Raw genomic sequence first — 1,051 nt, 5'->3', positions numbered from 1 at the left:
GTTTATATTGATCCACCTTACAATACAGGTAGTGATGGATTTATATATAAGGATGGCTATGAAGAGAGCAGTTGGATGTCAATGATGTTTGATAGGTTAGACTATTCAAACAATTTAATGAAATCAAGTGGGAAAACGAGCATTAGCATTGATGATAAAGAGGAAAATGTACTCACACTGATGTGCAAAGAAATGTTCAATAGTACAAAAAAAATTGCTGTTAAAATGTCTGAAGCTTCTGGTGTAAAAATGTCGTCAGTAAAAGCTCTTGGAAAAATACCAAAATATAAGGAATATGTTGTTATTAACTCAAAAGAGAAAATATTAAAAGGAGTTAACTTTAAGTATATTCAAAAAGAAGAATGGGATGACGAATATAATAAATTTATCAGTGGAATGACAAAAGAAGATTATGAGGAGATTAAAACTTTAACTTCTAATGATATTATTGACGATGCTGAATTGGAAAAAATAAATAAAATCTGTTCTAAATGGAACATTATAAGTGTTGGTGAAAAGTTGAAAGAAGAAAATATTCTTGATAGTGAAAAAAAGACTTGGTTGCTTGAAAACTCTTATAGGATAGCTAGGACTGCGGCAAGCACATCAGTAAAGCAAATAGCTTTGAATAATAGGGATTATTATCCAGACCATAATATTTTTTGTAGTTTGTCTTCAAGAGATAAAATACCATATTTTATAGATGCTTCCTTTAACGAGGAATCAACAAGTCCAAGGGTTCAAATTATTTTTGCTATAGATAATTTAGCTCAACATCCAGGAGATTTTTGGAGTGATATTTCTACTACAGGATTAGAAGCTGAAGGTAGTGTGGTTTTTAAGAATGGCAAGAAACCATTGAAATTGATAGATAGATTAGTTGATGGAACAACGAATAAAGATTCAATTGTACTTGACTTTTTTGCAGGCTCAGGTACAACTGCACATGTTGTAATTGATTTAAATAGAGAAGATCAAGGGAATAGGAAATATATACTTGTTGAAATGGGTGAATATTTTGACACAGTTATGCTTCCACGCATTCAAAAGG

General features: G+C 30.9%; 1 protein-coding gene. It reads left to right on the top strand.

Translation table 11 applies throughout. From position 1 onward, the window contains the following. Window positions 1-6: 6 nt before the first annotated feature. A partial coding sequence (locus tag ACKVDP_RS13810; protein ID WP_409229483.1) for a DNA methyltransferase occupies window positions 7-1,051 on the top strand: 1,045 nt, incomplete at its 3' end.

The sequence above is a fragment of the Gudongella ferriphila genome (genome assembly GCF_046224405.1).
Lineage (GTDB): Bacteria > Bacillota > Clostridia > Tissierellales > Tissierellaceae > Gudongella.
This window is presented reverse-complemented; position numbering and strand designations above follow the sequence as displayed.